General features: G+C 53.0%; 20 protein-coding genes and 1 other RNA gene. 9 read left to right on the top strand and 12 right to left on the bottom strand.

Going from position 1 to position 24,895, the window contains the following annotated elements; all coding sequences use genetic code 11:
- Positions 1-277: 277 nt before the first annotated feature.
- The 4 genes from ubiI to AC6I4B_RS04390 form a co-directional block, all read right to left on the bottom strand.
- Entirely contained in the window at positions 278-1,480 is a 1,203-nt protein-coding gene (gene ubiI, locus AC6I4B_RS04405) for an FAD-dependent 2-octaprenylphenol hydroxylase (protein WP_497769903.1), read from the bottom strand.
- 19 nt (positions 1,481-1,499) lie between these two features.
- Positions 1,500-2,678 (bottom strand): 2-octaprenyl-6-methoxyphenyl hydroxylase, encoded by a 1,179-nt coding sequence (gene ubiH / locus AC6I4B_RS04400; RefSeq protein ID WP_497769901.1) that lies wholly within the window; start codon positions 2,676-2,678, stop codon positions 1,500-1,502.
- Positions 2,675-3,991, bottom strand: coding sequence for a Xaa-Pro aminopeptidase (gene pepP / locus AC6I4B_RS04395; RefSeq protein WP_497769900.1), 1,317 nt, complete (start codon positions 3,989-3,991; stop codon positions 2,675-2,677). Before pepP ends, ubiH begins: the two co-directional genes overlap by 4 nt.
- Before the next feature lie 66 nt (positions 3,992-4,057).
- Positions 4,058-4,636, bottom strand: a complete 579-nt coding sequence (locus tag AC6I4B_RS04390) for a YecA/YgfB family protein (RefSeq protein ID WP_497769899.1) — start codon at positions 4,634-4,636, stop codon at positions 4,058-4,060.
- 158 nt (positions 4,637-4,794) lie between these two features.
- Between AC6I4B_RS04390 and zapA the strand changes: the two genes are divergently transcribed.
- The 3 genes from zapA to AC6I4B_RS04375 all read left to right on the top strand — a co-directional run bounded on the left by zapA (position 4,795) and on the right by AC6I4B_RS04375 (position 5,966).
- The gene (zapA, locus tag AC6I4B_RS04385) at positions 4,795-5,124 is read left to right on the top strand and encodes a cell division protein ZapA (protein ID WP_497769898.1); all 330 of its coding nucleotides are present in this window, start codon (positions 4,795-4,797) and stop codon (positions 5,122-5,124) included.
- 41 nt (positions 5,125-5,165) lie between these two features.
- Positions 5,166-5,349, top strand: a non-coding RNA gene (ssrS, locus tag AC6I4B_RS04380) — 6S RNA.
- Positions 5,350-5,369: 20 nt separating this feature from the next.
- Entirely contained in the window at positions 5,370-5,966 is a 597-nt protein-coding gene (locus AC6I4B_RS04375) for a 5-formyltetrahydrofolate cyclo-ligase (protein WP_497769897.1), read from the top strand.
- Positions 5,967-6,344: 378 nt separating this feature from the next.
- On the opposite strand, the gene serA is transcribed toward AC6I4B_RS04375, so the two are convergent.
- Together serA and rpiA are read right to left on the bottom strand one after the other, a co-directional pair.
- Positions 6,345-7,577 carry a phosphoglycerate dehydrogenase gene (gene serA / locus AC6I4B_RS04370; RefSeq protein WP_497769895.1) on the bottom strand — a complete coding sequence of 411 codons (1,233 nt, stop codon included), beginning with the start codon at positions 7,575-7,577 and terminating at the stop codon, positions 6,345-6,347.
- A gap of 263 nt (positions 7,578-7,840) precedes the next feature.
- Positions 7,841-8,500, bottom strand: coding sequence for a ribose-5-phosphate isomerase RpiA (gene rpiA / locus AC6I4B_RS04365; RefSeq protein ID WP_497769893.1), 660 nt, complete (start codon positions 8,498-8,500; stop codon positions 7,841-7,843).
- Between the two features lie 213 nt (positions 8,501-8,713).
- Between rpiA and argP the strand changes: the two genes are divergently transcribed.
- Positions 8,714-9,604, top strand: a complete 891-nt coding sequence (argP, locus tag AC6I4B_RS04360; protein WP_497769890.1) for a DNA-binding transcriptional regulator ArgP — start codon at positions 8,714-8,716, stop codon at positions 9,602-9,604.
- 44 nt (positions 9,605-9,648) lie between these two features.
- Here the strand turns inward: argP and AC6I4B_RS04355 are convergent, their stop codons facing one another.
- Together AC6I4B_RS04355 and argO are read right to left on the bottom strand one after the other, a co-directional pair.
- Entirely contained in the window at positions 9,649-10,401 is a 753-nt protein-coding gene (locus AC6I4B_RS04355; RefSeq protein WP_497769887.1) for an oxidative stress defense protein, read from the bottom strand.
- A gap of 85 nt (positions 10,402-10,486) precedes the next feature.
- Positions 10,487-11,122 (bottom strand): arginine exporter ArgO, encoded by a 636-nt coding sequence (gene argO, locus AC6I4B_RS04350; protein ID WP_497769885.1) that lies wholly within the window; start codon positions 11,120-11,122, stop codon positions 10,487-10,489.
- Positions 11,123-11,319: 197 nt separating this feature from the next.
- Here argO and dctP point away from each other — a divergent pair, with 197 nt between their 5' ends.
- Positions 11,320-12,369, top strand: coding sequence for a TRAP transporter substrate-binding protein DctP (dctP, locus tag AC6I4B_RS04345; protein ID WP_497769883.1), 1,050 nt, complete (start codon positions 11,320-11,322; stop codon positions 12,367-12,369).
- Between the two features lie 50 nt (positions 12,370-12,419).
- Here the strand turns inward: dctP and mscS are convergent, their stop codons facing one another.
- The 4 genes from mscS to epd form a co-directional block, all read right to left on the bottom strand.
- Positions 12,420-13,280: a small-conductance mechanosensitive channel MscS gene (gene mscS, locus AC6I4B_RS04340; RefSeq protein WP_497769882.1), complete on the bottom strand. Its 861-nt coding sequence runs from the start codon at positions 13,278-13,280 to the stop codon at positions 12,420-12,422.
- Between the two features lie 191 nt (positions 13,281-13,471).
- A complete protein-coding gene (fbaA, locus tag AC6I4B_RS04335) occupies positions 13,472-14,551 on the bottom strand; it encodes a class II fructose-bisphosphate aldolase (protein ID WP_497769880.1) in 1,080 nt (359 codons plus the stop codon).
- 93 nt (positions 14,552-14,644) lie between these two features.
- Positions 14,645-15,808: a phosphoglycerate kinase gene (gene pgk / locus AC6I4B_RS04330; RefSeq protein WP_497769879.1), complete on the bottom strand. Its 1,164-nt coding sequence runs from the start codon at positions 15,806-15,808 to the stop codon at positions 14,645-14,647.
- A gap of 39 nt (positions 15,809-15,847) precedes the next feature.
- The gene (gene epd / locus AC6I4B_RS04325; protein ID WP_497769878.1) at positions 15,848-16,876 is read right to left on the bottom strand and encodes an erythrose-4-phosphate dehydrogenase; all 1,029 of its coding nucleotides are present in this window, start codon (positions 16,874-16,876) and stop codon (positions 15,848-15,850) included.
- A 705-nt stretch (positions 16,877-17,581) separates the two neighbouring features.
- On the opposite strand from epd, the gene AC6I4B_RS04320 reads away from it, so the two are divergent.
- Genes AC6I4B_RS04320 through AC6I4B_RS04305 form a run of 4 tightly spaced genes read left to right on the top strand, consistent with a single transcriptional unit; the run spans position 17,582 to position 24,862 of the window.
- Positions 17,582-19,081 carry a PTS transporter subunit EIIC gene (locus AC6I4B_RS04320; protein ID WP_497769876.1) on the top strand — a complete coding sequence of 500 codons (1,500 nt, stop codon included), beginning with the start codon at positions 17,582-17,584 and terminating at the stop codon, positions 19,079-19,081.
- Positions 19,081-20,295, top strand: coding sequence for a CehA/McbA family metallohydrolase (locus AC6I4B_RS04315; protein WP_497769875.1), 1,215 nt, complete (start codon positions 19,081-19,083; stop codon positions 20,293-20,295). Before AC6I4B_RS04320 ends, AC6I4B_RS04315 begins: the two co-directional genes overlap by 1 nt.
- Positions 20,296-20,297: 2 nt before the next feature.
- Positions 20,298-22,289: a DUF5054 domain-containing protein gene (locus AC6I4B_RS04310; protein WP_497769873.1), complete on the top strand. Its 1,992-nt coding sequence runs from the start codon at positions 20,298-20,300 to the stop codon at positions 22,287-22,289.
- Positions 22,286-24,862, top strand: a complete 2,577-nt coding sequence (locus tag AC6I4B_RS04305) for a glycoside hydrolase family 38 N-terminal domain-containing protein (protein WP_497769872.1) — start codon at positions 22,286-22,288, stop codon at positions 24,860-24,862. The genes AC6I4B_RS04310 and AC6I4B_RS04305 overlap by 4 nt, the downstream gene beginning before the upstream one ends.
- The last annotated feature ends 33 nt before the right edge of the window (positions 24,863-24,895 follow it).

The raw sequence follows: 24,895 nt of genomic DNA, 5'->3' as shown, positions 1-24,895 counted from the left end.
AGAAAAAAGGGTCATCACATTAGCTTATGACCAAAAGTCGCGAAAAAGCATACAGAAGGATCAACTGCAAAAAAGCGAATTACACCACATATAATTAACATCAATGGTTATCGATTCAGCATAAGCTGATATTTCCTGCGTAAAACAGGGCAAGATTTTCGTTTTGTAAAAACAGACAGATTAAAAAATCTAATGCGAAAAATGACGTGAAATTAGAATATTTCAAATGAGAGGTCATGCCCCCGGCGAAGTGACCGGGAGCAAAAGTGTGAGCGAGTTAACGAAGCCACTCAGGCAGGTCATTCAGGCCCATAGCCTGACGAATTAATTGCGGCTTCACGCCGGGAAGCGTGTCTGCCAGTTTCAGGCCGATATCACGCAGCAGTTTTTTCGCGGGGTTGTCACCTGCAAATAGCTCACGGAAGCCTTGCATTCCCGCCAGCATCAACGCGGCGCTGTGCTTACGGCTACGCTCATAGCGGCGCAGATAAAAATGCTGGCCGATGTCTTTGCCTTCGGCATGTAAACGACGCAGCTCAGCAATCAGCTCGGCGGCATCCATAAAACCCAGGTTGACGCCCTGCCCCGCCAGCGGATGAATAGTGTGAGCGGCATCGCCGACCAACGCCAGACGGTGTGCAGCAAACTGGCGCGCATAACGCCCGGTGAGCGGATAAATTTGCCGCTCGCTCTCGACTTTACACAGCCCGAGGCGGTTATCGAACGCCAGGTTAAGCGCCTGGTTAAACTCGGCCTCATCCGCCTGTTGCATCCGCTCCGCTTCCTGTGGCGACAGCGACCAGACAATGGAGCACAAATGCGGGTCAGACAATGGCAGGAACGCCAGGATACCCTCACCGTGGAAACTCTGACGCGCCACCGCATCGTGCGGTTCTTCCGTGCGAACGGTCGCCACCAGCGCGTGATGGCGATAGTCCCAGAAGGTCAGCGGGATGTCGGCTTTGCTGCGCAGCCAGGAGTTTGCGCCATCAGCACCAATCACCAGACGCGCTGTCAGCATATTGCCGTCTTTCAAGGTTAAAAAGGCGTCATTTTCGCCCCATACGACCTGCTGCAACTCTGCCGGAGCCATCAGCGTGACGTCGGCACAACGCTGTGCTTTCTGCCACAACGCCTGATGAATCACTGCGTTTTCAACAATATGACCAAGATGGCTGTAGCCCATGCTGCGATCGTCAAACGCGATGCGACCAAAACTGTCTTTATCCCACACTTCCATGCCGTGATAGCAACTGGCGCGTTGAGCGACAATTGCCGACCAGACATCCAGCTTCGACAGCAGCTTTTCGCTGCCAGCATTAATGGCGGATACGCGTAGCGCAGGCGGCGCATCGGCGGCAAGCGGCTGCGGCAGCGATTGTTCCAGCACGGCGACCCGTAGCCCGCTGCCCTGCAAACCGCAGGCCACCGCCAGCCCGACCATTCCACCGCCTACAATGGCGACATCAACACTTTGCACATTAACTCCTTAACAGCTATTAGCGGGCGACCCAGCCTAGCGTCCTCTGCGCCAACACATCACGTGCGGGCGTTAATAATTCCATCGCCATCAACCCCGCGTTGCGACCAACAACCAGCGGTGCCCAGCGGTTAGCAAACAAATGCACCAGCCCATCGGTCACGCCGATGGTGGCGGCTTTATCCTCGGCTCGCTGGCGCTGATACTGGCACAGCAAGGCGTAATCGCCAATGTCACTTTCTGCCGCATACGCCTGCGCCAGAGTTTCCGCCAGCGTCATTACATCGCGCATACCCAGATTGAAGCCTTGTCCGGCAATCGGATGCAGCGTCTGCGCGGCATTGCCCACCAGCGCCAAACGGTGTGATACCGCTCGTGTCGCGGTCATCAAAGATAACGGGTAGGCGCTGCGCGCACCGGCATGGGTGATACGCCCCAGCCGCCAGCCAAACGCCCGCTGCAATTCACTGCAAAAACGGGAATCAGACCAATTCAGGACATCATCATGATTTTCCAGCGGATGACACCACACCAGCGAGCAGCGATTTTGCGCCATCGGCAACATCGCTAACGGCCCATGTTCGGTGAAGCGTTCAAACGCTCGCCCCTGATGCGGCACGGCGGTGGTGACATTGGCAATCACCGCGACCTGGTTGTACGGCTCCTGTTGCCAGAGCATACCGCACTGCGCAGCCAGCGAAGAACGCGAGCCATCGGCGGCCACCAGCAGTTTGCCATGCAGCGTTTCGCCGTTGTCCAGGGTGACGCTGACGCTATCCTGCTGGCGCTGCACCTGCTCAACCCGCGACGGGCAATGTAGCGTTACGCCACGCGCCTTGCGCAACAGAGCAAATAAACGCTGGCCGACATCGTGCAGTTCAACCACATTGCCCAGCGCCGCCAGACGATAGTCCTGCGCATCAAGCGTGACAAATCCGGCGTGCCCGCGATCGCTAACGTGCACGTGGGTTATCGGCGTCGCACAATCCGCTATTGCCTGCCAGAGATTCACTTTCGCGAGCTGCTGGCAAGTGCCTGCCGCGAGCGCAATCGCGCGGGCGTCAAAACCTGGATGCTGGGCGGCATGAATATCCGCCGCTTCCACCAGGTGCACCGGCAGGCGGCCCGCCGTTAAGTGCGAAACCGCCAGCGCCAGCGTGGCTCCCGCCATGCCGCCGCCGACAATAATTAAACTCATAGCTGGCGCGCCGCCGACATCAGTGCTTCGATGGCATCGGCATCTTTCACCACGCTTGCGGTGAGGTTTTCGTTGCCGTCTTGCGTAATAAGGATGTCGTCCTCAATACGAATGCCGATACCGCGATATTCCGCCGGGACATCCGCGTCTGGCGCAATATACAGCCCGGGTTCAACGGTCAGCACCATACCCGGCTCCAGCAGGCGGGAGCGATCCGCCCCGTAAGTGCCAACGTCGTGCACATCCAGCCCCAGCCAGTGGCTCAGGCCATGCATAAAGAACGGGCGATGAGCGTTTTCGCTAATCAACTGCTCCACTTCGCCTTTGAGGATGCCAAGTCGATGCAGGCCCGTCACCATGATACGCACCACTTCTGTGGTCACTTCCTGAATCGACGTGCCAGGGCGATATAGCTCCAGCGCTTTATATAGCGAGGCGAGAACGATGTCGTAAATAGCCCGCTGCGCTGGGGTAAATTTACCGTTCACCGGGAAGGTGCGGGTGATGTCGCCTGCGTAGCCTTGATATTCACAACCGGCATCAATCAGCACCAGTTCGCCATCACGCAGTTCAGATTCGTTTTCGGTGTAGTGCAGAATGCAGCCATTTTCACCGCCGCCAACAATGGTGTTGTAGGACGGATAGCGCGCACCGTGGCGGCTAAATTCATGCAGAATTTCGCCTTCCAACTGATATTCGAACATCCCTGGACGACATTTCTCCATCGCGCGGGTGTGAGCCAGCGCGCTGATTTCACCGGCACGACGCAGAATTTCAATCTCTTCGCTGTCTTTAAACAGGCGCATTTCATGCACCATTGGACGCCAATCAATAATGGCGTCCGGGGCCGTCAGGTTCTGGCGCGAGCCTTTGCGCAGTTTATCCAGCGCCGTAAAGACTATCTCATCAGCCCAGGTGTATTCGCCTTGAGCATGATAAATGACGTCCAGGCCATTCAGCAGTTGGAATAGCTGTTGGTTGACTTCGCTAAACGCCAGCGCACGATCAACGCCGAGTTTTTCCGGTGCGGCGTCTTGCCCCAGGCGGCGACCAAACCAAATCTCTGCCGTTAAGTCGCGAACGCGGTTGAACAGGACGCTATGGTTGTGAGTGTCATCGCTTTTAATCAGCACCAGCAAGGCTTCTGGCTCGTTAAAGCCGGTGAAGTACCAAAAATCGCTGTTCTGGCGATAAGGGTATTCAGAATCCGCACTACGGGTCACTTCTGGTGCGGCAAAAATCAATGCTGCGCTACCTGGCTTCATTTGCGCCAGCAGCGCCTGGCGACGGCGGAGAAACGCTTGCTGTGTCATGACATCTCCTTTCAATCCCTAAGCGCCCTGCTCACCGGTATTGCGCGGCAAGCAGAGCAGGTATGGTTAGTGTAATGTTGGCTTTTGAACTTCCGGTGCTGTCGGCTGCGCATGGGTGAACGTATCGTGGCACAGCAGCGCCGCTACGCGAACGTATTCGATAATTTCCTCCAGTGACATCTCCAGCTCTTCCTGATCTTCATCTTCGTCATAGCCAAGTTGCGCAATATTTCGAAGATCGTCAATGGCTTCGCCAGTTTCATCTTTCACTTTATCCAGTTTTGGCTGCATCATTCCCAGCCCTAACAGGAAGTGGTTTACCCAGCCGGACAACGCATCGGCGCGTTCAAATACGCTAATATCGTCGCCATCTGGCAGGTAAAGCTGGAACAGGAAGCCGTCATCTTCCAGCGCGTCGCTGGTGGCTGAATGCATTGAACGCATCGACTGAGCCAGCTCGTGACCAAATGCCAGACCTTCGTTGGTCAGGTCATGAACCAGCGTCTGCCATGAACTGTCTTTGTTGCCGCCGCAGAGCAAACCGCTGAGCAGGCCGTGCATTTCAGCAGGCGTCAGGCCTACCCCTTGTTGGTTTAACTGCTGGCCCATTACGGTGTAGCCAGGCATTTCATTCTGTATAGACATGCGCATTCGTCATTGTTGGGAGGATTTCATGATATGCTACCACTTTGGACCCTGGGGACACCAGAAAAGGGCTTGAATGTTCATACCAGGGTAGCTATAGTGTCGCCCCTTCACATCCTGAGTGTGAAGGCCGCGCAGTCAATCAGCAGGAAGGTGGCATGTCTGCACAACCCGTCGATATCCATATTTTTGGCCGTTCACTTCGCGTGAATTGCCCGCCTGAACAAAGGGATGCTTTGAACCAGGCTGCGGACGATCTGAATCAGCGGTTGCAAGATCTGAAAGAACGCACTAGAGTCACAAATACTGAGCAGCTGGTTTTCATCGCCGCGTTGAACATCAGCTATGAGTTAACTCAGGAAAAGGCGAAGACGCGCGATTACGCTTCCAGTATGGAGCAGCGCATTCGGATGCTACAGCAGACCATTGAACAAGCGTTGCTTGACCAGGGTCGCGTATCTGAAAAGTCAGGGCCAAAGTTTGAATAACACTTTGTAGTTTACTGTGGTAGAGTAACTGCGAAGACAAAATTTCTCTGAGATGTTCGCAAGCGGGCCAGTCCCCTGAGCCGATATTTCATACCACAAGAATGTGGCGCTCCACGGTTGGTGAGCATGCTCGGTCCGTCCGAGAAGCCTTAAAACTGTGACGACGCATTCACCTTGAACCAAGGGTTCAAGGGTTACAGCCTGCGGCGGCATCTCGGAGATTCCCCTTCTACCTACCCGGTCTTATGACACAGCATTCAGCGTCACCACTCTCCCGAAACGACATTCGCCAAATTATCCGGCAACGGCGTCGTGCGCTCACGCCACAACAACAAACGCTTTACGGTCAACAAGCCGCCGCCCGTATGATGGCCTGGCCGCCGATGCTTAACGCGCAAACCGTCGCGCTGTTTCTCTCTTTCGACGGTGAGCTGGATACGCAGCCGTTAATTGAGCGACTCTGGCAGGCGGGTAAACGCGTATATTTACCGGTGCTCCACCCTTTCAGCCCCGGCAATTTGTTGTTTCTGCATTATCATCCGCACAGTGAGCTCGTGGTTAATCGGCTGAAAATTCGCGAGCCAAAGCTGGATGTCCGCGATGTACTCCCCCTGGATAAACTTGACGTACTCATCACCCCGCTTGTCGCCTTCGATGAACAAGGGCAGCGGCTAGGAATGGGCGGTGGTTTTTACGATCGCACGCTGCAAAACTGGCAACAACACGGCATCTACCCCGTAGGCTATGCCCATGATTGCCAGCGGGTCGAGGCATTACCCATCGAGCAGTGGGATATTCCGTTGCCCGCCGTTGTGACACCAGCAAAAGTGTGGCAATGGTAGACAATTTACGTCGATTGACACCGCTGTTTTTTTGACCTACATTCCTCGGTAAAGGGTGAGGGAGGCGAACCTCCCTCCTGCTTCTTTATGTTAATAGGCTGGGTAAGCGATCATTAACAAAATAAGCAGCATGATGAGGTAATTCATCATCGTCCCTTTCCTTATTAGGGCCCCTGCTTCGGTAGGGGCTTTTCCGTTTCAGCGTCCTGCTGAATCCCTATCGTAAATTTCTTTTACTGATGAGCAATGCACACTACGACCTTAAATCGCGATTTGCGCTAAGCCTCGCGAAACGGATGTATGAGAAGCAGAAGATGGCAGGACGGGGAGTAACGAGGGGAATGCGGGCAGACCACTTGCCTGCCCGTTAATCAGAAATTAGAACAGCATACGTGCGCGAACCGTACCCGGAATCGCTTTCATGCTTTGCAGTGCTTTCAGCGCTACGTCTTCTTCCGCTTCAATATCAATAACCACGTAGCCCATTTGCGGGGTGGTTTGCAGGTACTGCGCGGCGATGTTCACCCCTTGCTCGGCGAAAATCTGGTTAATAGCGGTCAACACGCCAGGACGGTTTTCGTGGATGTGCAGTAGGCGGCGGCCACCGTGCAACGGCAGGGAGACTTCAGGGAAGTTCACCGCAGAAAGCGTCGAGCCATTGTCAGAATACTTAGCCAGTTTACCCGCGACTTCCAGACCGATATTTTCCTGCGCTTCCTGAGTCGAGCCACCGATGTGCGGCGTCAGAATCACGTTGTCAAATTCGCATAGCGGTGATGTAAACGGATCGCTATTCGTTGCCGGTTCAGTTGGGAACACATCGATAGCCGCGCCGGACAGATGTTTACGCGCCAGCGCATCGCACAGCGCAGGAATATCAACAACCGTACCGCGAGAGGCGTTAATCAACAGCGCACCTGGCTTCATCAGCGCTAACTCTTCAGCGCCTATCATATTTTTAGTCGACGCATTTTCCGGCACATGCAGGCTCACCACGTCGCTCATGTTCAGAAGGTCGGAAAGATGCTGAACCTGCGTCGCGTTACCTAGCGGTAGTTTATTTTCAATGTCGTAGAAGAAAACATGCATCCCCAGAGACTCAGCCAGAATCCCCAGTTGAGTACCGATATGACCGTAACCGATAATCCCCAGTTTTTTACCGCGCGCTTCAAACGAGCCAACCGCCAGTTTATTCCACACGCCACGGTGCGCTTTCGCATTCGCTTCCGGCACACCGCGCAACAGCAGCAAAAGCTCGCCAATCACCAGCTCGGCCACGGAACGGGTGTTCGAGAACGGTGCGTTAAAGACTGGCACTCCGCGCCGGGCTGCCGCTTTTAAGTCAACCTGGTTAGTCCCGATGCAGAAGCAGCCCACGGCGACCAGTTTTTCGGCAGCGGCGAAGATCTCTTCCGTCAAATGAGTACGGGAACGCAGACCGATGAAATGGGCATCACGGATCGACTCTTTCAGCTGTTCGGTGTCCAGCGCGCCTTTGTGAAACTCAATGTTGGTATATCCTGCTGCACGAAGGCTATCCAGCGCCTTCTGGTGTACGCCTTCAACCAGCAGAAATTTAATCTTATCTTTTTCCAGTGATACCTTAGCCATTTCCCCGCCCTGTCTTTGTTTTACTCATGTTGTGTTGAACGAAAGTTCACCTAAGCAACATATCAAAAAAAATTATTGCGGCAATATGAACGTTTGCGTCGCCATGCTGAGGAAATGTCATTCAGCGAGAGATTACAGAACAAAATGCTGAGGAGGATAAATCTACTGGGATGTTAATGGGGTGCTAAGATTAAATGTGACAGATGTCACTAAATTATGCCCATAAAAAAAAGTTAGGGGGAAACGACGTTCCCCCAGGCAGATTACTTCACAATGGTCTTCACGCCATCAGCCGTACCAATGAGCGCAACATCCGCACCACGGTTGGCGAATAATCCAACGGTGACGACACCTGGAATTGCGTTAATCGCATTCTCCAAAGCAATCGCATCGAGGATTTCCAGGCCATGTACGTCCAGAATAACGTTGCCGTTATCCGTCACCACGCCCTGGCGGTATTCCGGGCGACCACCTAGTTTCACCAGTTCACGCGCGACGGCGCTGCGCGCCATTGGAATAACTTCAACCGGCAGTGGGAAGTTACCCAGAATATCAACCTGCTTGGAAGCATCAGCGATACAGATAAATTTGTCGGCCACGGAAGCGATGATTTTTTCACGCGTCAGCGCCGCGCCACCGCCTTTGATCATCTGCATATGACCATTAATTTCATCTGCGCCATCGACGTAGATGCCTAAACGATCGACTTCGTTCAGATCGAAAACGGTGATGCCGAGGCTTTTCAGCTTCTCGGTAGAAGCATCTGAGCTGGAAACCGCGCCTTCGATTTGCCCTTTCATCGTGCCCAACGCGTCAATAAAGTGCGCTGCGGTAGAACCCGTGCCTACACCCACAATCGTACCCGGCTGTACGTATTGAAGCGCCGCCCAGCCTACTGCTTTTTTCAGTTCATCCTGCGTCATGATAGTTTCGCCTGTGGTGTCATTATCTGGCGCGCATTATAGAACAGAACTCTGCAACAATTCGAGTTGGTGACTGGCCTCAAATCGGGCACATACATTCACAGTGTTAATACGTGATATTTATCACAGAAAAGTGCAAACCATTTTCGTCTGTATCTGCGTTAAATTTATGTCATAGTGCAGGTAATACCTACAGGGGAGTCGCTCAAAGTAATGAAACGTCCGGACTACAGAACACTACAGGCGCTTGATGCCGTTATCAGGGAACGTGGTTTTGAACGCGCCGCGCAGAAACTGTGCATCACTCAGTCCGCCGTCTCGCAGAGAATTAAACAACTCGAGAACATGTTTGGACAGCCGTTGCTGGTTCGTACCGTGCCACCGCGCCCCACCGAACAGGGACAAAAGCTGCTGGCGTTGCTGCGCCAGGTTGAGCTGCTGGAAGAAGAGTGGCTGGGCGATGAAACCGGCTCTACGCCGCTGCTGCTGTCGCTGGCGGTCAACGCCGACAGTCTGGCAACCTGGCTGCTGCCCGCATTGGCAGAGGTGTTGGGGAGTTCGCCTATCCGCCTGAATTTACAGGTGGAAGATGAAACGCGTACCCAAGAACGCCTGCGTCGCGGTGAAGTGGTTGGCGCGGTCAGTATTCAACCACAGGCGCTGCCAAGCTGCCTGGTTGATCAGCTTGGCGCCCTCGACTATCTGTTTGTCGGTTCAAAGCCGTTTGCCGAGCGTTATTTCCCTAATGGCGTCACCCGCTCCGCGCTGTTGAAAGCCCCTGCGGTGGCGTTCGACCATTTGGACGATATGCATCAGGCGTTTTTACAGCAGAATTTCGATTTGCCGCCGGGCAGCGTACCGTGCCATATCGTTAATTCATCTGAAGCATTTGTCCAACTGGCTCGCCAGGGCACAACCTGCTGTATGATTCCGCACCTGCAAATTGAAAAAGAGTTAGCCAGCGGCGAGCTTATCGACCTCACGCCGGGCCTGTTCCAGCGTCGGATGCTCTACTGGCACCGTTTTGCGCCAGAAAGCCGGATGATGCGCAAAGTCACCGATGCCCTGTTAACTTACGGGCATAAAGTGTTACGTCAGGATTAAGTCGGAAAGAAAAACCCCTCGCAAGCGAGGGGTTGAATAGACGGTTACTTCGCGGCGGCTGGCGCTGCTGCGGGAGCTGGGGCCGCAGCCTGCTCAGGCTGAAGCTGGAATACCACATCAACCTGGTCGTCAAACTGAATCGTTGCCTGCTCGTAGCTTTCCTGTGCGGAAACTGGGGCGGCATCCGCTTTCATCATGCGCACCATCGGGCTTGGCTGATAATTAGAGACATGATAACGCACGCTGTATACCGGCCCCAGTTTGCTGTGGAAACCGGCCGCCAGAGACTGCGCCTGGTGAATTGCGTTATCGATCGCGGCTTTACGCGCTTTGTCTTTATAGGCATCAGGTTGCGCAACACCCAGCGACACGGAGCGAATTTCATTCAGTCCGGCCTTCAGCGCGCCATCGAGCAGCGAGTTCAGTTTATCCAACTGACGCAGCGTCACTTCTACCGTGCGCACGGCACGATAGCCTTTTAATATGCTTTTACCGTTTTGGTAGTCGTAATCTGGTTGAGTACGCAGGTTTGCCGAACTGATATCTTTCTTCGACACGCCGCTTTGCTCAAGGAAGGAGAGATATTGCGCAACACGCTGGTCAGCCTGTTTTTTCGCGCTCGCCGCGTCTTTTGCGGCCATGTTAACTTCGATGGCAAGCGTCGCGATATCCGGAACCGCATCAACGCTTGCAGTCCCTGACGTTACGATATGCGGGCCATCTGGCAATTCATTTGCCTGTACCGCCATTGCACTAAACCCAATTACTGCGGCCAGAGCCATCACTTTAAACTTCACTGTTGTATCTCCATGGTTATCACCCGACAACGGGGTCTTGCCTGCAAGCTTAGCCGTTGCAGAAAGAAAGTCCATCAGATGAAGCTTAGTTGAGGAGCACGTGCAGATGCGCAACGCCCTCTCTTGCCAACTGAAAGGCGATAAACCACATCACCAGTCCCACCACCGAGTTGATTATCCGCTGTGCTTTGGCAGTGCGCAGGCGTGGAGCCAACCAGGCCGCCAAAAACGCAAGGGCAAAGAACCACAGGAATGAGGCGCTAATCGTTCCCAGTGCAAACCAGCGCTTCGGAATCGCCTCTAACTGGCCGCCCAGGCTTCCCAGCACCACAAAAGTATCGAGGTAGACATGTGGGTTAAGCCAGGTAACCGCCAGCATGGTAGCAATAATTTTCCAACGCCCCTGCTTCATGACTTCGGCGTTAGCCAGTTCGATATTACTGCCCATCGCTGTTTTCAGCGCCCCAAAACCATACCACAGCAGGAACGCCACACCGCCCCAGGTCACCAACGCCAGCAGCCACGGTGACGCCATCAACAGCGCGCTGCCGCCAAAAATACCGGCGCAAATCAGCAGTAAATCACTGACCGCGCACAACAGCGCGATCATCAAGTGATACTGGCGGCGGATCCCCTGGTTCATGACAAACGCATTCTGCGGGCCAAGCGGCAGGATCATCGCTGCGCCAAGCGCAAGACCCTGAAAATAATAAGATAACATGAAGTACTTCTCATATAGTTGTCGTTAGCGGCAGACTATACTGCGAGACGGACATTAGAGGAAATGGATAATGTTAATCTATAATTAGCATTACTAATAATTATTCTCGTGCCCCCTATTTTCAGATATTAACAAGCGCCTGGACTCAGAATAAGGAGTATGTTGGAAGCCTCATTAACCATACCAAAGGAATGGGTATGAAGCCTAATACGACCGTTTTACTTTTCTGTGCTGCATCAATATTCACCAGCTTGCTGCCTGCCTCCGCTAGCGCGGCGAAAACACTGCGCTATACCGACCACGAACCCTACGGCAACATGCGTACCCGGCTGATTAAAGAGACTTTTTTTAGTGCCATTGAGAGCGAATCGCTGGGGCGTCTGAAAATCGACGCCCGCTGGAATGGTGAGCTATCCACCAGCTATAACGCCTTAAAAACGATTAGCCAGGGCGATGCTGCGGATATCGGGATCGTCGTCCCTGAATACACGCCAGAACAGCTCCCACGCCACCAGATGTTTAAAAGTTTCCCCCTGGGGCCGGATAACGGCGCTGCGCAGGTGAATGTCTTCCAGCGCATCTTCAGTGAATATCAGCAGTTCAGTAATGAGCTGGAAAAAAATAATCTGGTAAACCTGCAATTTTTCCTGGGATATCCAGCAGGATTCTTTACCACCAAGCCAAACGTCCAACTGGCACAGTTGAACGGCAGCAAATGGCGAACCGCCAGCTTTTGGCATCAGTCATTTTTGCGCAATGCGGGCGGCGTACCGGTTCGTATGCCGTGGGATGAAAAAATCACCGATGCGTTGCAAGAAGGGCAGCTTGATGGCCTGCTGGTTAACCTCGACAGCGGAGACGATATCAATGCCCAGCGCGCGGCCCCTTATATTCAGCTCTCCCCTTCGCTCTGGCTTGGACATGTCTATCTTCTGGTGATGAATAAAACGGTGTGGGATAACCTTGATGTGCAGGACCGAGCCGCCATCCAGCGAGCGGCGGCCATAACGGAAAAACGTCTTGGTGCAGTACTGGATGAAAGTCTTCTCGCGATGGCGAAAAAGATGGAAAAAGAAGGGACGAACGTTCATTTCATGACGAAAAGTGAGTTGAATACGTGGCAAGCGGCCACCGGCTATAAGCAAGCTCAGGCCGAATGGGTGACTCAACAGGAAAGCAAAGGGATAAACGATGCGGGCATGCTGATGCAGGGCGTTAGCAAAATTATTGCAGAATCGATGAAATAAAAAACGCCCGCCGGGATATCCACGGCGGGCGTTTTTTCTCGCAGGCGAATTTACTCGCTCACGTCCTCTTTTACACGGTTCACATGTACGTCCATCTGCGGATAGGGGAAGCTGATACCGTTGGCATCAAATTCGCGCTTAATGCGCTCCAGCACATCCCAGTAGACGTTTTGCAGGTCACTGCTCAGACTCCATGCCCGCACAACGAAATTCACCGAGGATGGCCCCAGCTCATTCAGACGCACGGTAATTTCACGGTCTTTCAGAATACGGCTGTCAGACTCAAGGATCCTGGTCAGCAGTTGTTTAACCTGGTCGATATCCGCATCGTACGAAACACCGATGATGAATTCGTTACGGCGGGCAGGCTCGCGTGAGAAGTTAATGATATTCCCGGCAATAATTTTGCCATTAGGGATAACCACGATTTTACCGTCAACGGTACGCATAGTGGTTGAGAAAATCTGCACGCTCAGCACCGTACCGGCCACACCGCCCAGATCAACGTATTCACCCGCACGGAACGGGCGGAACATCACGAGCAGTACACCTGCGGCTAAGTTGGACAGCGAGCCTTGCAGCGCCAAGCCTACGGCCAAACCTGCCGCACCCAGCACAGCGATAACCGATGCCGTTTGCACACCGATGCGCCCCAGAGCAGCAATCAGCGTGAAGGCAATCACCGCATAGCGCACCAGCGCAGAGAGAAAATCAGCCACGGTGGCATCAATTTTACGCGCCCGCATCAGGCGGTTTACGGTGTTCGACACCACGCGCGCCGCAATCATCCCGACGATGATTATCGCGATTGCCGCAACAATATTGACGACGTAGCTCAGTAGTAACTCCTGGTTGCGCACCAGCCATGAACCGGCATCATTAATGCTACCGACAACGTTTAAATCTTCCATTCAATATTCCTTATGGATACCCGGATGAGAAACAAAAAACGAACCTGCAATGCACAGGTTAGGTATAAAGGTTAAACAAAATATCGGTATATTGCCAAATTGATCACGTTTTTTATACCTGCCCATCATATTGAAAGGCAATAAAAAAGCCCGCTGCATAGCGGGCTTTTAGGCAAAACAAGCAGGTTTTCTTACAGAACGTCTTTCGCGTTCAGCTCAGTGAAAGCCTGTTCCAGACGAGTAATCATAGTCTGCTGACCGGCACGCAGCCATACGCGCGGATCGTAGTATTTCTTGTTCGGCTGGTCTTCGCCTTTCGGGTTGCCCAGCTGACCTTGCAGGTAAGCTTCGTTGGTTTTGTAGTAGTTCAGGATACCTTCCCAAGTTGCCCACTGGGTATCGGTATCGATGTTCATTTTCACTACGCCGTAGCTTACGGAGTCTTTGATTTCCTGAGCAGTAGAACCGGAACCGCCGTGGAAGACGAAGTTCAGGCTGTTGTGCGGCAGGTTGTGTTTCTTAGAAACATATTCCTGGGAATCGCGCAGGATGGTTGGAGTCAGAACCACGTTACCTGGTTTGTACACACCGTGTACGTTACCGAAGGAAGCAGCGATGGTGAAACGTGGGCTGATTTTGCTCAGCTCGGTGTAAGCGTAATCAACGTCTTCTGGCTGAGTGTACAGAGCAGAAGCGTCCATGTGGCTGTTGTCTACGCCGTCTTCTTCGCCACCGGTGCAACCCAGTTCGATTTCCAGGGTCATGCCCATTTTGGACATGCGTGCCAGGTATTTGGAGCAGATTTCGATGTTTTCGTGCAGAGACTCTTCAGACAGGTCAATCATGTGAGAAGAGAACAGTGGCTTACCGGTAGCCGCGAAGTGTTTTTCACCCGCGTCCAGCAGACCGTCGATCCACGGCAGCAGTTTCTTCGCGCAGTGGTCAGTGTGCAGGATAACAGGAACACCGTAGTGCTCAGCCATCTGGTGAACGTGATGCGCACCGGAGATAGCGCCCAGGATTGCCGCGCCCTGAGGAACGTCGGTTTTCACGCCTTTACCCGCGATGAAAGCAGCACCACCGTTAGAGAACTGAACGATAACCGGCGCTTTAACTTTAGCAGCGGTTTCCAGAACGGCGTTGATGGAGTCGGTACCGACGCAGTTAACTGCCGGCAGAGCAAAGTTATTTTCTTTTGCTACCTGGAATACTTTCTGAACGTCGTCGCCAGTGATGACGCCCGGTTTTACGAAATCAAAAATTTTAGACATGTTACGAGTCCTGTATCTGTATCTTCGACCGTTGAAGGGTGCGTGCTTGTACAGCGCGCTGAAAAATGGGCAGGTTTCCCTGCCCACAAAGATTTACTTCTTAGCGCGCTCTTCGAGCATAGCTACTGCCGGCAGAACTTTGCCTTCCACGAATTCGAGGAATGCGCCGCCGCCAGTGGAGATGTAGGAAATTTTGTCAGCAATACCGAACAGGTCGATAGCTGCCAGGGTGTCGCCGCCGCCTGCGATAGAGAACGCATCGCTATCTGCGATAGCGTTAGCAACAATTTCAGTACCTTTGCGGAAGTTCGGGAATTCGAACACGCCAACTGGGCCGTTCCACAGGATAGTTTTTGCGTTTTTCAGGATGTCAGCCAGTTTCTCAGCAGAAACATCACCCAGATCCAGGATCTGCTCGTCTTCTTTAACGTCAGATACGGATTTCAGGGTTGCTGGAGCAGTCTCAGAGAACTCAGTCGCTACGCGAACGTCCGTTGGAACTGGGATATCACAGATAGTCAGCAGGCGTTTCGCTTCGTCAACCAGGTCTGCTTCGTACAGGGATTTACCGACGTTGTGGCCTTGAGCTGCAACGAAGGTGTTCGCGATACCACCGCCGACGATCAGCTGGTCAGCGATTTTAGACAGGGAGTCCAGAACGGTCAGTTTGGTAGAAACTTTAGAACCACCAACGATAGCAACCATTGGGCGAGCTGGTTCTTTCAGTGCTTTACCCAGCGCGTCCAGTTCAGCCGCCAGCAGCGGGCCTGCGCACGCTACATCAGCAAATTTGCCGATACCGTGGGTAGACGCCTGAGCGCGGTGAGCAGTACCGAATGCATCCATCACGAACACGTCGCACAGTGCAGCGTATTTTTTGGACAGCGCTTCGTCGTCTTTCTTCTCGCCTTTGTTAAAGCGAACGTTTTCCAGAACAACCAGTTCACCGTCAGCCACTTCTACGCCGTCCAGGTAATCTTTTACCAGACGAACCGGGTTAGACAGTTTGTCTTTCAGGTAATTAACAACCGGCAGCAGAGAGAATTCTTCGTTGTACTCGCCTTCGGTCGGACGACCCAGGTGAGAAGTTACCATGACTTTCGCGCCCTGTTTCAGAGCCAGCTCAATGGTCGGCAGAGAAGCACGGATACGCGCATCGCTGGTCACTTTCCCTTCTTTAACTGGTACGTTCAGATCCGCACGGATAAAAACACGTTTACCAGCAAGATCCAGATCGGTCATCTTAATTACAGACATGGTGAATCCTCTCGTTGATACTTAAAGTTTTGCCGACGCTCAAGCGTCGAGCCTGAAACCAATAGCTGCCATTGCTAACGTGGTGTCGAGCATCCGGTTAGCAAAGCCCCATTCGTTATCACACCAGACCAGTGTTTTGATCAGATGTGCGCCACTGACTCGCGTCTGCGTACCATCAACAATGGCACTGTGCGGGTCGTGATTAAAATCAGTTGAGACCAACGGTAATTCCGTATAGTCAACTATACCATGAAATGCACCCTGTGCTGCTTTTTGCAGCAACTGGTTGACTTCATTTGCTTTTACTGGCTTTTTCACCGTCACGCTAAGGTCAATTGCCGTCACGTTGATGGTCGGCACGCGCACCGCGATTGCCTCAAAACGGTCACTAAACTGCGGGAAAATTCGAGCAATGCCCGCAGCAAGTTTAGTATCTACCGGAATGATCGACTGGCTAGCCGCGCGTGTACGGCGTAAATCCGGGTGATAGGCGTCAATCACCTGCTGGTCATGCATCGCGGAGTGGATAGTCGTGACCGTTCCCGATTCAATGCCGTAGGCATCATCCAACAATTTGATGACGGGAATGATGCAATTCGTGGTGCAGGAGGTGTTGGACACAATACGGTGTTCCGCACGCAACTCGTGTTGGTTAACCCCATACACCACGGTGGTGTCGAGATCATTGCTGCCAGGATGTGAAAAGAGCACTTTCTTCGCGCCTGCGGCGATATGCGCTTCACCATCAAGACGGCTACCGTATACACCGGTGCAGTCGAGAACCACATCAACCGACAGTTCACGCCAGGGGAGCGCCTCGATAGAGCGCTCATGCAGAAGACGGATAACGTCGTCGCCAACGTAGAGTTGTTCACGCTCCTGGCGAACATCCCAGGCAAAGCGGCCATGGCTGGTATCGTACTTCAACAAATGCGCGATACCCGCTGCATCTGCCAGCTCATTGATTGCCACTACGGTGATTTCCGCACGGCGTCCGGATTCATATAAAGCACGAACCACGTTACGTCCAATGCGACCGAAGCCATTAATCGCTACGCGTACGGTCATAGGTCTCCTGCAAGGTTATCCCGGTGCAAAGTGGCTGACAGAGTAATCCAGCCAAACGCTGAGGGAAACCTCACCTGCCACAAACAGTGACTGATTGGTTAAATGTCGAACACTTAATCGACTGAAACGCTTCAGCTAGAATAAGCGAAACAAGGAATAAAAGGAATGATTGTCCAGACAAACACGCCAGTTATCTGACGCGCGTCACATTTTCACAGGAATAATCGCCGACAAAAATTCCATTCCGCGCGGGCGTACCACTCTCGGCTTCAACCCTGACATTCAACGTAACCCAGTGAAGTTCTCATTTATCTAAACATTGCTAATATTATTAGCATCGATTTATCTTATCGCCATGCCGGTCACAAAATCCCCTTTATAGCGTGATAGACTCATCTGCCACTATAAAACAGCCTGCAATTATTTTTTCACTCATAAATAAAAGACATTAATCGCATCAATTAAAAACGCCTTAAAACCATTCAGTAAGAAAATATTTTGACGTTATAAATGCATTCATATAACTGGAATTCATTCACGTCTTGCCCGTTCAAAATATTCACAAGGATGATTAATGAAGCAACAGATGCAAATGATTGGACAAGCCATGCTAGTCCCCATATCAATCATTACGATTGGCTCAATGTTTATGGGTTTTGGCAGGCTTTCACCAATAAAGAGACGCTGGACGCATTAAATTTAGGAATGTTATTTAAACCAGACTCTCTCTGGTTTATTGCATTTAGCGTAATGAAAGCGACCGGCGATGTCGTATTTCGCAACCTTCCCCTCTTTTTCTCGATTGGCGTCGCATTTGGTTTAGCGAAAAAAGAGAAAGCCTGGGCGGCGTTTTCCGGCGCCGTGTGTTTTATGTCGATGCACTACATCCTCAGTACATTGCTGACGTTAAAAGGGATTAGCGCACAAACGACGACCGCAGACTGGTTTATCGCTCAACAACATCTCGATCCCGTCGCGGTGGTACAGCAGGCGTCCATTTTCACCACCGAACTGGGTATGTTCACTTACCGAATGAGCGTGTTTGGCGGAATGGCGGTAGGGCTTGTCACCGCCTGGCTGCACAACCGCTTATACAACGTCAAACTGCCGCTGGTGCTCTCCTTTTTTGCCGGTACGCGCACCGTGCCAATTGTTACGCTGGTCGCCGGTTCGCTGATGGGCTGTGTTCTCTATATCGTCTGGCCGCCCATTGGTTGGGTGCTTGCGCAGTTCAGCAAAATGATCGGCGACTCCGGGATGTTCGGCACTTTTATCTGGGCCGTTGCTGATAAATCACTGCTGCCGGTCGGCCTGCATCACTTAATTACCACGCCAATACGTCTGACGGAACTGGGCGGTTCTCTGGAGGTATGCGGTAACCTGGTTAGCGGCACAACCAATATCTATATGGCGCAGTTGGGCTGTAACGAAACGACCGAGCTACTGGTTCGGGGCTTTCAGTCCGGCCGCGTAGTGACGCACTTTGGCGCCCTGCCTGGCGCCGCACTGGCGATATACCAGTGCTCCCGCTCTCAGCACAAAAAAGTCGTTGCCGGTCTGTTGTTACCTGTAGTTGCGACCATGATGTTATTTGGCGTAACCGAACCTATCGAATATACCTTCTTATTTGTCGCGCCGTGGTTATTCTATTTTGTTCATGTTCCGCTAACCGGATTAATATTTGTTTTAACTGAAATGGCTAACGTCTCCGTGTACGGTGGATGCCTAAAAGATATTCTTCCCGTACTTCTGCAACCGGGCAAATTAAACCTGTGGGGATATCTGTGGCTAACACCCCTATTTTTCGTTATCTATTACGTCGCCTTTCGCTATTTAATTATTCGTTTTAATGTCATGACGCCAGGCAGAGAGGAAAATGAACAAACCGAAGAAGATGTCAAACTATTCAGCAAGCAGGACGTAAAAAATAGAGCCAGCGACAACATCAGCAAAGATGTTCTATTTGCCACACAGATTATCGCGGCGTTTGGCGGCAAAGAAAATATTGCACACTTTGATAATTGTATTTCGCGCCTACGAGTTGAAGTCACCAACCCGGCGCTGGTCGCAAGCGATGAGATCTGGAAGAAAAATCTCCGCGCCAAAGGCGTCGTGCATGTGGGCGATAACGGATGGCAAATTATCTACGGCACAGAGGTCGTGATGATTGCCGGAGATTGCAAAGAATATCTGGAGGAGTCCTGATGGAAAACACCTCAACAAAATACCTTGAGTGCGTCGTACATCCTTACGAAGAAAAGCAATTTCGGCAGATCCCGTTTGAGATAGGCAGCGATATTGAACAGTTGGAGATTCGCTACCGTGTTGCCGAAGGTAACGTCGTGGATCTGGGGTTGCAAATAGGTGATAGCCTGATTGGCTGGAGCGGAGGTGCGCGCCAGCATATTGTTATCAGCGAAAACTTTGCCACACCGGGCTATCAGCGCGCGCCCATTCCTCACGGGCGCGGATATGTGCTGCTGGGCCTTCACCGGGTTACCAACGTCTGTCATATCCACATTGAAATTGTTCGTCAGCGTAAAACCCCGCGCTGGCTGTTAGGCGATACTCACCTGCATTCGGAGCACAGCGACGGCAAACTGAGCGTTGAGTCTCTGATCTCAAGAGCTAACGGCCTGAACTTTGATTTTCTCTGTTTCACCGATCACAACACCACCTCACAAAACCGGGAGATCGACGGCATTAATTCGCCGCTGAGCCTGATTCCTGGCATGGAGCTCACCACCACGCGCGGGCACGCCAACCTTCTGGGGGTCGCCCAGCCTATTCGTAGCTTTCTCCCCAGCACGACAGATGCGGATATCGCCGACAAAATAGCCGAAGCGCGGTACAACGGCGCACGGATAGGCATTAATCATCCCTTCTGCGACAACTGCCCGTGGCTGTTACCGTTGATAGACTACGACTGGCTGGAGCTGTGGAATGGCCCCTGGGAGGCGACAACCAATAACGAAGTCACCTTCCAGTATTGGCTACAGCAGTTGCATAACGGCCATCACATCGCCGTCACTTCGGGCAGCGATTTCCATAAAGAGAAGTCGCTAACGCTGCCCTATGTTTCGGTCTATAGCGCCAGTCAACAACGCCAGGACATCCTGTCTGCTCTCGCACATGGACGTAGCTATATGCAAAGCGACCCGCGCATTCAGCTACACCAATTTACGCTTGGCGATAGCGGTATAGGCGAAACCAGCCACGAATCACGGTTGCATATCGCGCTCGACGTGCAACCGCATCATCAGGTGCTGCTGTACACGCAGAACAAAATCCACGAGCTACCGAACCAAAATGGCCGGATTAACCAAGAGATCGGCTGCGCCGACAGCCGGTTTGCGTTTTTACGCGTCAATGACGCACGTACAGCCCTGCTCATTACTAACCCGATATTCAGGGAGTGAAAATGAAACGCGTCCATATCATCTATAAAACGCATCTCGATATCGGTTTTACCGACTACGCACATATCATTGAAAATAAATACATTAATGAGTTTATCCCTGCGGTTATCGACCTTGCCACTCAGGTCAATAGCAGTGGAAAGAAGAACTTTATCTGGACCTGCGGTTCCTGGCTTATTCATCGCTACTTGCAACGCGCCGATGCCACTTCCCAGGCGCGGCTATGCAAGGCAATTACGGCGGGTGATATTGTCTGGCACGGGCTGCCTTTTACCACACACAGTGAATTGCTCACGCCCGCATTACTCCAGCATGGTCTGTCCTACAGCCAAACATTAGATGCGCGTTTTCATCGCTGCACTATCGCCGCAAAAATGACCGATGTGCCTGGCCATCCACAGACGCTCATCCCCTGGCTGAGAAACGCCGATATTCAATACCTGCACCTGGGGGTCAATGCCGCCTCCTGCCCGCCGGACGTACCGCCACTTTTCGTCTGGAAATATGGCGAACAGAGTCTTATCGTCAACTACTCCTTTGGCGGCTACGGCAACGAAACCTGGTGCGAGGAATTAGACGAACTGCTGGTCTTTTGTCATGCCGAAGACAACTGCTCGCCGCCGACGGCTAGCGACGTTATGCGGTTTATCGACCAGTATCAGCAACGCTATCCCGAAGCCCTCGTCAGCGCCTCAACGCTCGACGACTTTGCCGCCCGTCTGGAAACGATACGCCACACATTGCCAGTGATTGACGCCGAAATTGGCGACACCTGGAATCACGGCATCGCCACAGACCCAGGTAAAGTTAGCCGCTATCGTCGCCTGAATAAGCAACTCCAACAGCAAATCCACGCTTACCCCGAGGCGCTTGATGCGCTATTGATGGTTCCTGAACACACCTGGGGGATGGATCTCAAACTGCATCTGGCGGATTACCATCACTATCTCCCGGAAGCTTTCGCCGACGCGCGAAAGCGGGATATCGTCAACACCCCGCCACCAGAAAAATATGCTTTTATTCAGCAATTTATGGACAAATCCCCACATAGCGGCGTTCGCAGCTACCGCCAGTTTGCACACTCATGGGCGGAACAACGCGAGTATCTCGACCAGGCCAGCGCCTGTCTGCCCGCACCGCTCAGTGAAATCCAGGCTCTTGGCCCCCTTTCAGCTAACGGTGTGTCTACCGACCTGCGCCAGTTCACCTTTGGCAATTACCATTTTGCCCTCGCCGAGGACGGCAGCCTGAGCACACTGACGGTATGCGGCAAATCGGTCATTGATGGCCCTTTCGGTAAACTTATCTACCGTCAGGTTGGCTCGCAGGAGTATGACCAGTTCCGCGATAACTACCTGCAAGACCTGGATAAGACCGCAGGCTGGTCACTGTCAGACTTCACCAAACCGGGGCTTGAGTTGACCTCGCGAAGCATCGGCTCGCAGTCGGTGGCATTCTCGCTCCAACAGGTGCGTGTTCACGGCACGAAAGACGCATGGTATGTGCAGGCGGTAATTTGCCCGCGCATCACGCCGGGGATGGAGCTTAAGCTGCCAACCGAAATCCTGTTGGAATATTGCTTTAGCAAAGCGCATTTACAGATTTCGCTGCGCTTGAGTATCTTTGGCAAACAGGCCAACCGCCTCCCCGAGGAGATCTGGCTACAGCTAGGCCTGAAGAACGCCAGCCACAGTTGGTGTCAAAAGCTGGGCTACCCCATCGATTGGTTCAATGTGGTTAATAACGGTAATCGAAATCTACATGCGGTGGATCTGGCCCACAGCGCACACTGGACACTTGACCCGATAGACGCCCCACTGCTGGCGCTATATCAGCCGAAGATTCTCTGCTTTGGTGAGCCGCTGCCCCACAGCGTGAGCCTGTATAGCCAGCTCTACAACAACCTGTGGGGCACGAATTTTCCCATGTGGTATGAGGAAGATATTCACGCGGAGTATCAAATCTATTTCAAAGACATGGAGAGTATGGAATGACGGACGCCCGCACTATCCACGCGGTTTCTCACACTCATTGGGACCGCGAGTGGTACTTCTCCACCCTCGATACCCAACTGTTCGCCCTGAAGGCATTCAATGAACTGATTGTGGCGCTGGAAGCCAACCCACGCTTTGTATTTCACCTTGATGGGCAAAGCTCGCTGTATGACGATTTTATTCGCCTGAAGCCGGAGATGTCCTCGCGCGCGCAAAAATTGGTGCAGGAAAAACGGCTACTGATTGGCCCGTGGTACACCCAGCCAGACTTGTTCAACATCACCACTGAGTCGATGTTTCGCAATCTCCGCATAGGTATTCACCACGCACAACGGGCCGGTTACTGCATGTCCGTTCTGTATCTGCCGGACTCTTTTGGCAGCCACGCACAGCTCCCGCAAATTGCCCGCGCCTTCGGCCTTCGACATATTCTGCTACGTCGTGGCTACGACCCGCAGGTGATGGGCCCAACCGAACTGTGCTGGGAGGCACTAAACGGTGACCGTGCGATTACTGTAATCACACCGTTTGGCTACTCGCTGGCGCATCCTGAGCGCGGCGGGCGCTGGCGTAACTTCCGGCCAGCCCATCTTGCCGAAGAGACATTCCCATTGGTAGCGCGAATGAAAAAGCTCACCCCCTCGGCGCACTTGCTGTGCCCGATTGGCGGCGACCAGGTGAGCTGTGATGCGGATTTCGATAAGCTGATTGCGGCAATCAACCTTCTCAGCGACGACCATTGGCAGGTCAGCAGCTACGAGCGCTATTTTGCCGCTCTCGATAATCAATCCTTGCCGCTATGGCGCGGTGAATTTCGTATTCCACGGCTTGCCAGAGTGCATAAAAGCATCGGTTCCTCTCGCTATGACATCAAAAAAGCCAACGCCGATGCCGAGCGTTGCCTGATTTATCTGGCCGAGCCAATGCTGGCGCTGGCGCGGCGCAACGGCTTTGAAGGCGGCGATGAGATGCTTGAGCAGGCATGGCGCTGGCTGCTGGAGTCACACGCCCACGACAGCATGGGCGGCTGCAACAGTGATGAAACTAACCGCGACGTGCTCCACCGCTGCCGACAGGCGCAGCAAATTGGCGAGGCGATATTTAGCCTGCACGCCCGACAAATGCTGGCTAACATCGCCGCCGACAAAAACTACCGCTTCGTGGTCAGCAACGGTAGCAGCAGCCACAGCGTAGATCTGCACCAGCAAATATTGATAACCCCAGACGCCGACTTCACCTTATGCAACGAGGCTGGTGACCCGTTGCGTGTGGTCGTCCATCAACAGCGACAGATTCGTTTGCCACGCCACGTACTCCTGACGCCGGACGGCGAAGTGGAAACGGAACAACAGGCCTGGTACTACGAAAACACGCTTGATCTCCTGAACGTCCCCGTCCCTCCGCTGGGCATCGCCGTCTTTTATGTCACCTCAAGCCAACAGCCCACCTGTAAGCCCGTGATATCCCCGGATGCTCAGGCGATTGAAAATGACTACTACCGCCTTCACCTGCGGCAAAACCAATTGGTATTCACCGAGAAAACCACGGGGCGCGCACTGGAGCCGTTGCTCGCACTGCATGACATCAGTGATGATGGCGATCTCTATGATTTTTCACCGTTATCCAGCGACATCGGGCAAACGTTCCCTCACTTCACGCTATGTGAAATTCGCCAGCATCAACAGCAACAGGTGATGTGTCTGAGTGCTGAACTGATGCTGCCGGAAGGGCTGAATGAGGACAGGCAAGCGCGCAGCAGCACGCTCCGCCCTGTTGCAATAACGCTCACGTTAACTCTTGAGGACGATATTCTGCGCGGTGATCTGACTATCAACAACACCGTACGAGAACACCGGATGCAACTGGTCTTTAACACCGGAAGGCCCATCACAGGGGTTCGCGCCGATATCCCGTTTGGCTCGTTGACGCGACACAATCAGGATATCGCCGAACACCCTGGCTATGCGGAGAAACCGGTTGATATTGAGCCATTTATGCATCAACTCAGCCCTCACACCGACTTTCACGTTTTTGCCAATGGGCTAAAAGAGTACACCTATCAAGGGCAGGAGTTGGCGGTAACGCTGTTTCGCGGCGTCGGCCAACTGGGTAAAGATGATCTGTTTTATCGGCCAGGTCGCGCCTCCGGCCAGCGGTTGGCCACGCCGGAAGGTAACTTACCCGGCGCGCTGAATTTCAGCTTCGCTCTGTGTCTGGGGGCGCATTCACCGGCGCAACTGGCCATTCGCCAGCAGCGCTACAGTATGCCTGCGCGTCTGTGGCAATGGCAGCATGACCGCAGTTGTCTGCAACGGTTGGACAATTTCGACCTGCATATTCCACGTTTAGCGGTTGCGCATTGGCAGTTGCTCGATCCCCTCCCGGACGGGCTGGTTATCAGTGGAGTTGATGTGTTGTACGGCAAAACGTTAGTACGTTTATACAACCCGACAGAAAGTGAGATAGTGATTCCGCTGGAGTGGTACGCTTTAGTCTGCAATGCGCTGGGCGAGCCTGATAACAAACGTGTCGTCAAAACCTACGATCACCTGACGCTGAGTTTACACCCTTAACGCTAATGCCCGGCGCCACGACGGCTGGCCGGG

It is taken from the genome of Kluyvera fluvialis, from assembly GCF_059725275.1.
The sequence above is the reverse complement of the archived record's forward strand: the minus strand, read 5'-3'. Positions and strand labels throughout refer to the sequence as shown.

What these genes read in the sequence shown, in the direction of transcription:
- dctP (WP_497769883.1), top strand. Translation starts at nt 11,320, where the DNA reads ATGAAGCCTAATACGACCGTTTTACTTTTCTGTGCTGCATCAATATTC.
- argP (WP_497769890.1), top strand. Translation starts at nt 8,714, where the DNA reads ATGAAACGTCCGGACTACAGAACACTACAGGCGCTTGATGCCGTTATC.
- AC6I4B_RS04390 (WP_497769899.1), bottom strand. Translation starts at nt 4,636, where the DNA reads ATGTCTATACAGAATGAAATGCCTGGCTACACCGTAATGGGCCAGCAG.
- AC6I4B_RS04310 (WP_497769873.1), top strand. Translation starts at nt 20,298, where the DNA reads ATGAAACGCGTCCATATCATCTATAAAACGCATCTCGATATCGGTTTT.
- fbaA (WP_497769880.1), bottom strand. Translation starts at nt 14,551, where the DNA reads ATGTCTAAAATTTTTGATTTCGTAAAACCGGGCGTCATCACTGGCGAC.
- epd (WP_497769878.1), bottom strand. Translation starts at nt 16,876, where the DNA reads ATGACCGTACGCGTAGCGATTAATGGCTTCGGTCGCATTGGACGTAAC.
- AC6I4B_RS04305 (WP_497769872.1), top strand. Translation starts at nt 22,286, where the DNA reads ATGACGGACGCCCGCACTATCCACGCGGTTTCTCACACTCATTGGGAC.
- AC6I4B_RS04375 (WP_497769897.1), top strand. Translation starts at nt 5,370, where the DNA reads ATGACACAGCATTCAGCGTCACCACTCTCCCGAAACGACATTCGCCAA.
- ubiH (WP_497769901.1), bottom strand. Translation starts at nt 2,678, where the DNA reads ATGAGTTTAATTATTGTCGGCGGCGGCATGGCGGGAGCCACGCTGGCG.
- pgk (WP_497769879.1), bottom strand. Translation starts at nt 15,808, where the DNA reads ATGTCTGTAATTAAGATGACCGATCTGGATCTTGCTGGTAAACGTGTT.
- mscS (WP_497769882.1), bottom strand. Translation starts at nt 13,280, where the DNA reads ATGGAAGATTTAAACGTTGTCGGTAGCATTAATGATGCCGGTTCATGG.
- zapA (WP_497769898.1), top strand. Translation starts at nt 4,795, where the DNA reads ATGTCTGCACAACCCGTCGATATCCATATTTTTGGCCGTTCACTTCGC.
- pepP (WP_497769900.1), bottom strand. Translation starts at nt 3,991, where the DNA reads ATGACACAGCAAGCGTTTCTCCGCCGTCGCCAGGCGCTGCTGGCGCAA.
- AC6I4B_RS04315 (WP_497769875.1), top strand. Translation starts at nt 19,081, where the DNA reads ATGGAAAACACCTCAACAAAATACCTTGAGTGCGTCGTACATCCTTAC.
- rpiA (WP_497769893.1), bottom strand. Translation starts at nt 8,500, where the DNA reads ATGACGCAGGATGAACTGAAAAAAGCAGTAGGCTGGGCGGCGCTTCAA.
- serA (WP_497769895.1), bottom strand. Translation starts at nt 7,577, where the DNA reads ATGGCTAAGGTATCACTGGAAAAAGATAAGATTAAATTTCTGCTGGTT.
- AC6I4B_RS04320 (WP_497769876.1), top strand. Translation starts at nt 17,582, where the DNA reads ATGTTATTTAAACCAGACTCTCTCTGGTTTATTGCATTTAGCGTAATG.
- argO (WP_497769885.1), bottom strand. Translation starts at nt 11,122, where the DNA reads ATGTTATCTTATTATTTTCAGGGTCTTGCGCTTGGCGCAGCGATGATC.